We start from the raw sequence: 9,999 nt of genomic DNA on the forward strand, positions 1-9,999 counted from the left end.
GTCCCGCGTGGGCTCCTGAAGGCTGGCGGGAGGGGTGTCATGCGGCTGCCTTCGGGCGTCGTCACGGTGCTCGCCGTGGTGCTGAACACCGGTGTGGGGCTCGCAGCGTCCCCGCCTTCGCAGGCCTCCTCCACGCCTCCTCTGAAGCTGCCACCCGGCGTCTCCGCGACGCTGTGGCGGCTGGCGGTGCCGCCGGGTTCGGAGCCCACGCCGGAGAAGGTGGCGCTGGGGGAGAAGCTCTTCCGGGAGAAGCGCCTGTCGGCGGACAACACCGTGGCGTGCATGACGTGCCATGAGCCGGAGTTGGGCTTCACCGACGGCAAAGCGCTGTCGGAGGGCATCCGCCAGCAGAAGGTGACGCGCAACAGCCCCACGGTGCTCAACGCGCTCTTCAACGCCACCCAGTTCTGGGACGGCCGCGCGGGCACGCTGGAGGACCAGGCGAAGCTGCCCATCCTCAACCCGCGTGAGATGGGCATGCCGGACGAGGCGTCCGTCGTGAAGAAGGTGCGGGCCATTCCGGAGTACGCCGCGGAGTTCCAGAAGGTCTTCGGCCGCGAGGTGAACTACGACGACCTGGCGGCGGCCATCGCCGCGTTCGAACGGATGCAGTTCTCTGGCAGCGCGCGCTTCGACAAGTTCATCACCGGTGACGCCAAGGCGCTCACCGCGTCGGAGAAGAACGGCTGGGCGCTCTTCAACGGCAAGGCGCGCTGCAACTCCTGTCACGCGGGCAACGCCGTGTCGCCGCTGTTCAGCGACCAGAAGTTCCACAACATCGGCGTCGCCGCGCACAAGCAGGACTTTGTTACCCTGGCGCGCAAGGGCGTGCAGGTGGTGCGCACCGGGGATGAGAAGCAGATCGACGAGCTGGCGCTCCAGACGGAGTTCTCCGAGCTGGGCCGCTTCCTGGTGACGAAGCAGGAGAACGACGTGGGCTCGTTCAAGACGCCCACCCTGCGCAACGTGGGCATCACCGGGCCGTACATGCACGACGGGTCGCTCACCACGCTGTGGGACGTGATGGACCACTACAACAAGGGCGGCGTGGCCAATCCCTTCCTCGACGGAGGGATGCAGCGGCTGGGCCTCACGGAGCCGGAAATCGACGACGTGGTGGCGTTCCTCTTCACGCTCACGGACACGAAGTTCGACAAGCTCAACAAGGAGCAGCTCGCGAAGCAGCGCGCCCGGAAGAACACCCGGCCGGAGCGGGACACCGCGGTGGCCCTGGGCAAGAAGGGCAACCTGGGCGACCTGGCGCCCAACCCGGACCTGAGCGTGAAGAACCCGGCGGACCTGGGCATCTACGGCGACGTCACCCCGGTGACGACCACCAAGCAGCAATAGCGGAGGCGCGCCATGGGCAACAAGTTCCGGAGCATCGAAACCAAGCACTACGCCGAGCGCGAGGCCTTCTTCGAGGGCCTGAAGAAGCTGGACCGCCGCGCCTTCCTCCGCGTCGCGGGCATCTCCGCCGGCATCGTCGCGGGCATGGGCAAGCTCACGCCCCAGAGCTTCCAGCTGGTCAACGTGGCGGAGGCGCAGGGAGAGAAGCCGAAGTTCTCCTTCGCGTACATCTCCGACACGCACCTGTATGAGAACAAGCTCAACGACCGCTTCGTGCGCGCCATCCTCAAGGCCGTGGATGACGTCAACGCGTTGGACCCGCAGCCGGACTTCGTGCTGTTCGGCGGGGACCTGGCGCAGCTGGGGCAGGCGGGTGAGCTCAAGCTGGGCGCCCAGATCCTCAAGAGCGTGAAGGCCCCCATCAAGATGATGGTGGGCGAACACGACTGGTTCCTGGACATGGGCGAGCTGTGGCGCGACCTGTTCGGCGCGCCCAACTACTCCTTCGACCACAAGGGCGTGCACTTCGTGGTGCTCAACTCCATCCATGAGAAGGATTTCTGGACGGAGCGGAAGCTCACCCCCATGGAGCGGATGAAGATCGTCGCTGGTCTGGACAATGGCATCCAGTCCCGCTTCGAGGTCGGCGGGGAGCAGCGCCAGTGGCTCCAGAACGACCTGGCCAAGGTGGCGAAGACGACGCCCCTCATCGTCTTCAGCCACTCGCCGCTCTACAAGTATTACAAGCCCTGGAACTTCTGGACCGACGACGCGGACGAGGTGCAGGCCATCCTCAAGCCGTACGACAAGGTCACCGTCATCCACGGCCACACGCACCAACTGCTCAGCAACCGCATTGGCAACATCCAGTTCCACGGGATGCTGTCCACCGCGTGGCCGTGGCCGTACGCGCCGGAGGGCCTGCCCGCGCTCACGGTGCCCATGAACCGCGCGGATCCGTTCAGCCAGTTCGACGGCTGCGGGACCGGCCGCATGGACGTGCTGGAGTCAGGGCTCGTGGACAAGGTCTACAACCTCTGGCAGCGCGACCCCATCACCGTGCGCTCCAGCTACCTGGCCTCCAATGGCAAGCAGGCTTCGCCTCCCAAGCCCAAGCTGCCCACCTACTAGCCTCGACGAGGACCCCCTCTCATGACCTTGCGAATGAAGCTGCTCGTGGTCCCGTGCGCGGCCCTGTCCTTCGCCGGGGGCGTGGCGCTGGCCACGTCTCCCGTCACGAAGCCGGCGCCTCCGGTGTCGGAGCCCCTGCCGAAGCACGTCGTGCCCGCGTCGAAGGACGGCAACCTGGTGCTGGGCCTGTGCGACGGTGAGACGTCGCTGGAAGTGGAGGGCGTGAAGGAGGGCCAGAAGCTCACGCGCGAGCAGGCCCTGCGCGCCTCCTCGAAGCTGATGGCGGACTGGCGCCAGAAGAACCCGGACGCGCTCTGGGACGAGGTCCCGGGGCCCGCGCTGGCCCAGGCCACGCCCCCCAACGCGAAGAAGTCCCCCGCGCCCGCGCCGCAGCCCAATCCGGGCGCGAAGCCCGCCAGCAGCGACGTGCGTCAGGGCGGCGTGGGCGCGGAGTCCGGCGCGAAGGCGGTGCCCCAGCAGCAGAAGGCCCATCTTCAGACGGGCCACACCTACGGCGCCTACTCCGAGCGCGACGAGCAGATATGGGCGGACTCCACGCAGGCGTTCGTGAAGGAGGGACACCGCGTGTTCCACGACGCGGAGGCCGTGGGCGGGACGGTGGGCGTGTCGTGTGACATGTGCCATCCGGACGGGGCCAACACCCACCCGGAGACCTATCCCAAGTACCAGGTGCAGCTGGGCCGCGTGGCGCTGCTGCGCGACATGATCAACTGGTGCATCGAGAACCCGGCGCGCGGCAAGCCGCTGGCGGACGGGGACCCGAGGATGCGCGCGATGGAGGCGTACATCTACGCGCAGCGCAAGGGCACGAAGCTGGAGTACGGCAAGCACTGAGGGCCGGCCCGTCGGCCCGGGTTGCCATCTATGCCCGGCCGACGAGGAAGCGGATCATCAGCAGCGCGGCCATGAGGTAGGCATAGCCCAGCAGGACCCGCGCGGTGATGCGCATGGGGGTCAGCTTGCGGGGAGTCACCGCTTGCTCCTGGGAGGGCGCGCGGCGCATGTCGCGCATCTGCAGGAAGCGCCCCAGCCCGAGCGCCAGAATCACGGAGAGGATCCAGAAGTCCATCGCGTCCATGGCGCGGAGCATGGGCACCCGCCGGAGGCGATTCAAGGCTCGGGGGCTTGCCCCCACCCTCCGGGTGATGGGTTGAATGCGCCCCCATGTCCCTCGCCCTGCCCACGGATCCCAGCGGCCTGCTGGAGCGCGCTCCACGTCTGGCCGAGCTGCTGCCGGACGCCGCACTGGCGGAGGCGCTCGCGCGAGGAGACGCGTGGAAGGTGCACGCGCTGCTGATGCAACGGCTGGCGCAGGAGCGGCCGGGGCCCACGCGGGAACTGCTCGCCGCGCTGGTGGAGGACCGGGGGGCGTTCGTCACCTCGGCCCCGACGCCCCGGACGCCTTCCTTCCTGGGCACGGGCCTGCGCTGGAAGGGCCAGCCCGCGCCCACCGCGCCTGACGCACCCTTCGTCGCCGAGCGCACCGTGACGGTGCTGGGGCTGCCGGTGTGGCCGCTCAACGACTACCTGGTGCGAGGGACGCCGTCGGCGCCGCTCCAGGTCATCGGGCAGGTGCCGCCCCCGGCACGGCGGGCGTGGCGCCGCGCGGGCGTCGTGGGCTGCGTGGTGTTGGGGCTCTGCGTGGGCGTGGGGCTGGGCGGCGCGCTGCTCAGCCTGGGCCAGAAGCACGCCGTGTCGGTGATCAATGGCTTGTCGCGGCCGGTGGTGGTGCGCATCGGCGCGCAGCACTGGGAGGTGGCGCCCGGTGTACGGGTGGACGGCGTCGTGACGTTGGAGAAGGGCGAAGTACCGCACGGACGGGCGAGCTGGCCCGGTTCGGAGTGGCCCTTCGAGGACGTGGTGCTGCCGACGGCCGGCGACCACATCGTCTACAACGTGCGCGGCGCGGCGACGCTGGAAGGCCAGGGGCCCTCGGCGTCGCGCACGATGGGTCTGTTGAGCCGGCGGCCGCTGCCGGGCAGCGGGTCGCTGCTCTTCCCGGACGAGGCGCTCGTCGTCGCGAAGGCGGACTGGGAATCCACCGTGCTCGGCCACATGGAGGCCGGCCGCTGGCAGCTCGCGGGACAGGTGGCCTCCGCCGTCGCGGAGGTGGAGGCGGGCAACGTCCGAGCGCGCGAGCTGGGGGCCCGCAGCGTCCTGCTCGCGGATGCGCAGACCCACGACCACCGGCCCGGCGACCCGCGCGCGAAGAACACCGCGACCTTCGCCCGGATGCTGATGCACCAGTGGCAGAACGACCTGGGCGCCCAATCCCTGGCGCAGGACCTGATGGCCTCCGCCGGCCTGGGAAAGGAGGCCCTGGAGCGCTACTACGAGCACGAGAACGCGTTCCGGGACCAGCCACTGCCCGCCCTCTACCTGCGGCGGGCCCGCACGCTGGAAGTGCTGTCGTCCCTGGCCCTGCCTGAATACGAGAGCCTGGCGAAGCGCTTCCCGGACTCGCCCGACGTCGGCCGCGCGCTGCTGGAGGCCCGCTGGCGCAAGGAGCTGGAGGACCCGCTGGCGTCGCGCGAGCTGACGTGGGGCCCCACCCGGGACTTCGTGCGGGACACCTCCAGCCGGCTGGAGGCGTTCGCCGCGAAGCATCCGCCGGAGACCGTGGAGCAGTTGGAGCTGTTCGTCCGCATCCACCTGCGCGCGTGGCGCAAGGACGCGGCGACGGCGCTGGTGCACCGCTTTGGTCAGGACCCCCGCCACCGGAGCTGGGACTTCCTGGTGCTGGCCGGGCGGCTGGCGGAGGTCGTCGGGCCCGCGCACACGCCCTACGTGCTGCGCGACTGGATTCCCCCGGCGATGACGCGGCAGCCGGAGCGGATGCTGCTGTTGGATCTGCTCACCGGCCGGCGGATGCCGAAGGAGGAGGAGCGGCTGGCGCTGAAGTCCCCCATCGACCAGACGGTGCTGGGCCTCACGCGGGACACGTTGGAGCAGCCCGCGCGCGCGATGGAGCAGGCCGCGAAGGAGTCCGACGCGGTGCTCTCCCGCATGGAGCCGGAGGTCGTCGCGCTGCTCGCCCTGGAGCTCACGCGCACGGGGGATGCGCGGGGCAAGCGCCTCTTCACCACGTCCTTGCCGCTGCTCTTCGCCCGCGACGCGCTGCTCAAGTACCTGCACTCCGGTGAGGTCACCCCGGCGTTCTCCCGTCTGGCCCCGGACCTGCGCGCTGGCGCGGTGCTGGTCCGCGCCCGCCGTGAGGCGAAGGAGGGCTACACGGTGTTCACCGGCCGGCTGGACGGGTTCGGGGGGCTGGATGCGCTCCAGGGCTTCGCCGTCCGCGCCGCGCCTGTCTGGATGAAGCTCGCCTTCGACGCGTGCATGGACACCAAGGTGCCCCACAAGCACCCCGAGGGCGTCATGGTCATGCTGAAGGGCGACCTCATCCAGCGTTGGAACCAGGAGGAGAACAACCGCGAGGGACGCCGCCCCAACTGCGTGGCGCGGGTGGTGGAGCCCACCGGGCTGCCTCCGCCGAAGGACGCCCCCGCCGCAGGCACCCCCGCCGCAGGCACCCCGGAGGCCGGAAACGCGAACGGCGCCGACCCCTGAAAAGCGGGTCCAGCGCCGTCACGGTGCAGCGAAGGGCGAAGGGGACTTCAGCCCGGCTGGCAGACCTGGCGGAGGATGTCGAGCGACTCCAGCGCCTTGCCCGCGCCAATCACCACGGCGGAGAGCGGGTCCTCGGCGAGGAACACCGGCAGGCCGGTCTCCTCGCGCAGCAGCGTGTCCAGGTTCTTGAGCAGCGCGCCGCCACCGGCCAGCACGATGCCCCTGTCGGCGATGTCACCGGCCAGCTCCGGGGGCGTGCGCTCCAGCGTCAGCTTCACGGCCTCCACGATGCCGTTGACGGGCTCGGCGAGCGCGTCGCGCACCTCGTCGCTGGACACCGTGAGCGTGCGCGGCACGCCGGCCACCAGGTCGCGACCCTTGATCTCCATGGTCATGACCTCGTCCGTCGGGTACGCCGTGCCGATGCCCATCTTGATGAGCTCCGCCGTGCGCTCACCGATGAGCAGGTTGTACTTGCGCTTGACGTACTGGATGATCGCCTCGTCCAGCTTGTCGCCGCCAATGCGCACCGACTTGGCGAACACGATGCCCGCGAGGCTGATGACCGCGACGTCGGACGTGCCACCGCCGATGTCGACAATCATGTTGCCGCTGGGCTCCGTCACCGGCAGGCCCGCGCCAATCGCCGCGGCCATGGGCTGCTCGATGAGGTAGACCTCCCGGGCGCCCGCGTTGGCGGCCGCTTCGCGCACCGCGCGGCGCTCCACCTCCGTGATGCCGGACGGGATGCCGATGATGATGCGGGGGTTCACCAGCGTCTTGCGGTTGTGCGCGCTCTGGATGAAGTAGCGCAGCATCGCGGCGGTGATTTCGAAGTCGGCGATGACGCCGTCCTTCATGGGCCGGATGGCCACGATGTTGCCCGGCGTCCTGCCGAGCATCTCCTTGGCCTCCTTGCCCACCGCGAGGACCTTCTTGCCCCCGCGCGAATCCTGCTGCACCGCCACGACCGAGGGCTCGTTGGAGACGATGCCCTGACCGCGGATGTAGATGAGCGTGTTCGCCGTACCCAGGTCGATGGCGAGGTCGCGCGAAAACAGGGTGTGGAGCCAGTCGAACATACGGGGGCGGAAACTTTCGGAAGGGCCCCGAAACTTCCCAGCCCTTCAGACGGAGTGCGTTGACGAAACTACTACGCGCCGCAATACGGAGGAAGAAAAGCCGGAAGCACCTTGGGGTTCCGCCTGCTGGATAACCAGCCCCAGCGGCCGCTGTGTTCCATTCTCCGCAATCCCGCCGTGCCGCCCGGAGGGTTGAGCGCATCCCCCCCAGGACAGCAGCCGGGCGGGCGTCAGCGCTTCACGGAGTACTTCGCGATGGCGTAGAGGGCGCGCACGCCGTCCTTCCATCCAATCTTCTTACCCTCCTCGTAGGTGCGCCCGTGGTAGCTGATGGGCACCTCGAACACGCGCCAGTTTCCGCGCGCCACCTTGGCGGTGATTTCGGGCTCGAAGCCGAAGCGGTCCTCCTCCACGTGCACGGACCGCAACACCTCCGCACGGAATGCCTTGTAGCAGGTTTCCATGTCGGTGACGTTGAGGCCGCTGGTCATGTTGGAGAGCATGGTCAGCAGGTTGTTCAGCACCGTGTGCCAGTAATAGAGCACCCGGCGCGGCGAACCGATGAAGCGGCTGCCGAAGACGACGTCCGCGTCCCCGTCCAGGATGGGCTGGATGACGCGCGGGATGTCCCGGGGGTCGTATTCCAGGTCCGCGTCCTGCACGAGGATGATGTCCCCGGTGGCCTCGGCGAACCCCCGGCGCAGCGCGGCCCCCTTGCCCTGGTTCTTGTCCTGGAAGAGCACGCGCACTTCGTTGCGGTTCTTCGGGTTTCCCCCCAGCAGCGAGAGCCCCTGTTCGGACAACTGCCGCAGGAATTCACGGCTGCCGTCCTTGGAGCAGTCGTCCACCAGGACGAGCTCCTTCGGGAAGTCCACGGCGATGCAACGGCGGAGGATTTCCGCCAGGGTGGGAATCTCGTTGTAGACGGGGATGACGAGCGAGACGAGCATGGCGACCCGCCCCTATCGCGTTTCGTGGCCCCGGGCGACTCCCTTGCACACAAAATTCAGGGTCCGGCCGCCCTCCGGAGGGCCTCCAGGAGGGCCTCCAGGTCCCCATCCCCGGTGAGGGGGTGGATGAGGGTGGTGCGCAGGTACACCCCGTCCGGCAGCCGCGTCTGCACCAGGTAGAAATTTCCCCGGGTGACCAGCGCCTCCCGCAGGCGGGCCTGGAGGGCATCCCAGCCTTCCTTCGGGATGTGCGCGGGCGTGTGGCGGAAGCAGACGATGTTGCAGTCCGGGGGCACCGCCACCTGGAAGTCCGGGGTGGCCGCGAGCATCGCCGCGAACCTCCGGGCCTGGTCGTAGGACGCGGTGACGGCCTCCTCGAAGACGCGCGTGCCCAGCACGGACAGGCACGCGTACACCTTGAGGGGCATCATCTCCTTGGTGCACTCCAGGGTGCGCAGGCCCACGTCGCTGTAGGGGCGTGGGTCGTCGCCGTGGAAGAGGTAGTGGGCCTCCTGGGAGAAGGCGTCGAAGGAGCGCGCCCCGTCGCGGAAGAGCACCGCCGTCACCAGCGCGGGCATCAAGAGGCCCTTGTGCGCGTCCCACACCACGGAGTCCGCCCGTTCAATGCCCTTCACCTGCGCGCGGTACTTCGGGCTCAGGCTGGCCGCGGCCCCATGCGCGCCGTCCACGTGGAACCACAGGCCGTGCTTTTCGGCGAAGTCCGCGACCGGCTCTAGCGGGTCGAAGGCGCCGGTCGCGGTGGAGCCCGCGCTGGCCACCACCGCGATGGGCTTGCGCCCCTTCTGGACAGCCCCCTGGAGCGCGTCCTCCAGCGCGTCCGGCCGCACGCGGAAGTGCGCGTCCACGTCCACCGGCGTGAGGCCGCCCTCGCCCCAGCCCATGATGCGGACCGCCCGGGCCAGGCAGTAGTGGGCGGAGCGGGGCACCAGCACCGTCAGGGGCGGGCCCGCGTGCGCGCCGCCGTTCCACGCATCGAAGCCGGCCTTCGCCTGCCGCGCGGCGAGCAGCGCGGTGAGGTTGCCCGCGCTGCCCCCGGAGGTGAGCACGCCCCGGGCGCCCTCCGGCAGGCCCAGCTTCGCGGCCATCCACGCGAGCACATGGTGCTCCATCGCGGTGGCCACGGGGCCCATCTCGTACACGGCCATGCCGTTGTTGAGCAGCGAGGACACGGCGTCGCACAGGGCCGCGAGCGGCAGCGGCGCCGTCACCTGGTGGCCCACGTAGCGCGGGTGGTGCAGGTGGTGGGAGCCCTCCAGCACGCGCGCCATGAGGTTCGCGAAGGCCGGGGCCAGTTCGGCGGGAGGCTCCTCCGGGAAGGGCGTGGCGAAGCGCTCCTGGTTCACGGAAGGCGGCGCCCAGGGCAGCACCGGCATCGCGCCCCCCTTCAGCGCGGCCTTCAGGTAGTCCGCCAACTGGTCCATCAGGGCGTGGGCGGTGGTCCGGAAGGCCTCCGGGTCATAGGCGGCTTCCAGGGGCGGAAAGACGGTCGTCATGGCGGGCGCAAGCTAGCGGGTGGCGGCGGGAGGGGGAACGCGCGTTCGGCACTGGCGCCTGTCCCGCGCGAGGATTAACGAAAGGGGGCACCCCGAAACGCCAGGAGGCCTCCCATGACCCAGACGACGGTGACCATCACCTACTGCACGGCTTGAGGCTATGCCCCCAGGGCCGCCCGTGCGGCGGCCGCGCTGAAGGAAGAGCTGGAGTTGGAAGCGGAGCTGAAGAAGGGCTCCTCGGGCATCTATGAAGTCGCCGTGAACGGCCGGGTCGTCATCCGCAAGACGGGTCTGGCGTTCCCCACCGACCAGGAGGTGGTGGACGCGGTGGCCAGGGCCGTGGGTCCGTAGCCGCAAGGCCCCTTTCCGCCCGTGCCTCCCACC

Annotated in this window: 9 protein-coding genes; 5 read left to right on the forward strand and 4 right to left on the reverse strand. The window is 69.6% G+C overall.

Features of this window, described 5'->3' with window-relative positions; all coding sequences use genetic code 11:
- The first annotated feature begins 39 nt into the window (after window positions 1–39).
- Genes D7Y13_RS14620 through D7Y13_RS47990 form a run of 3 tightly spaced genes read left to right on the forward strand, consistent with a single transcriptional unit; the run spans window position 40 to window position 3,336 of the window.
- The gene (locus D7Y13_RS14620) at window positions 40–1,350 is read left to right on the forward strand and encodes a cytochrome-c peroxidase (protein ID WP_120582830.1); all 1,311 of its coding nucleotides are present in this window, start codon (window positions 40–42) and stop codon (window positions 1,348–1,350) included.
- A 12-nt stretch (window positions 1,351–1,362) separates the two neighbouring features.
- The gene (locus tag D7Y13_RS14625; RefSeq protein WP_120532163.1) at window positions 1,363–2,481 is read left to right on the forward strand and encodes a metallophosphoesterase family protein; all 1,119 of its coding nucleotides are present in this window, start codon (window positions 1,363–1,365) and stop codon (window positions 2,479–2,481) included.
- 21 nt (window positions 2,482–2,502) lie between these two features.
- Window positions 2,503–3,336, forward strand: a complete 834-nt coding sequence (locus tag D7Y13_RS47990; protein WP_233595374.1) for a c-type cytochrome — start codon at window positions 2,503–2,505, stop codon at window positions 3,334–3,336.
- Window positions 3,337–3,364: 28 nt separating this feature from the next.
- Here the strand turns inward: D7Y13_RS47990 and D7Y13_RS14635 are convergent, their stop codons facing one another.
- Window positions 3,365–3,592, reverse strand: a complete 228-nt coding sequence (locus D7Y13_RS14635) for a hypothetical protein (RefSeq protein ID WP_120582831.1) — start codon at window positions 3,590–3,592, stop codon at window positions 3,365–3,367.
- A gap of 74 nt (window positions 3,593–3,666) precedes the next feature.
- On the opposite strand from D7Y13_RS14635, the gene D7Y13_RS14640 reads away from it, so the two are divergent.
- Window positions 3,667–6,069, forward strand: coding sequence for a serine/threonine-protein kinase (locus D7Y13_RS14640; protein ID WP_120582832.1), 2,403 nt, complete (start codon window positions 3,667–3,669; stop codon window positions 6,067–6,069).
- Window positions 6,070–6,116: 47 nt separating this feature from the next.
- Here the strand turns inward: D7Y13_RS14640 and D7Y13_RS14645 are convergent, their stop codons facing one another.
- The 3 genes from D7Y13_RS14645 to D7Y13_RS14655 all read right to left on the reverse strand — a co-directional run bounded on the left by D7Y13_RS14645 (window position 6,117) and on the right by D7Y13_RS14655 (window position 9,615).
- Window positions 6,117–7,151: a rod shape-determining protein gene (locus D7Y13_RS14645; protein ID WP_014400170.1), complete on the reverse strand. Its 1,035-nt coding sequence runs from the start codon at window positions 7,149–7,151 to the stop codon at window positions 6,117–6,119.
- A gap of 230 nt (window positions 7,152–7,381) precedes the next feature.
- Complete coding sequence (locus tag D7Y13_RS14650; protein WP_120532160.1) at window positions 7,382–8,101, reverse strand: glycosyltransferase family 2 protein; 720 nt, start codon at window positions 8,099–8,101, stop codon at window positions 7,382–7,384.
- 56 nt (window positions 8,102–8,157) lie between these two features.
- Window positions 8,158–9,615 carry a pyridoxal phosphate-dependent decarboxylase family protein gene (locus D7Y13_RS14655; protein WP_120532159.1) on the reverse strand — a complete coding sequence of 486 codons (1,458 nt, stop codon included), beginning with the start codon at window positions 9,613–9,615 and terminating at the stop codon, window positions 8,158–8,160.
- Between the two features lie 114 nt (window positions 9,616–9,729).
- Between D7Y13_RS14655 and D7Y13_RS45725 the strand changes: the two genes are divergently transcribed.
- Window positions 9,730–9,966 carry a SelT/SelW/SelH family protein gene (locus tag D7Y13_RS45725; RefSeq protein WP_233595375.1) on the forward strand — a complete coding sequence of 79 codons (237 nt, stop codon included), beginning with the start codon at window positions 9,730–9,732 and terminating at the stop codon, window positions 9,964–9,966.
- Window positions 9,967–9,999 lie beyond the last annotated feature (33 nt).

The organism is Corallococcus praedator (assembly GCF_003612125.1).
In the GTDB taxonomy this organism is placed as follows: domain Bacteria; phylum Myxococcota; class Myxococcia; order Myxococcales; family Myxococcaceae; genus Corallococcus; species Corallococcus praedator.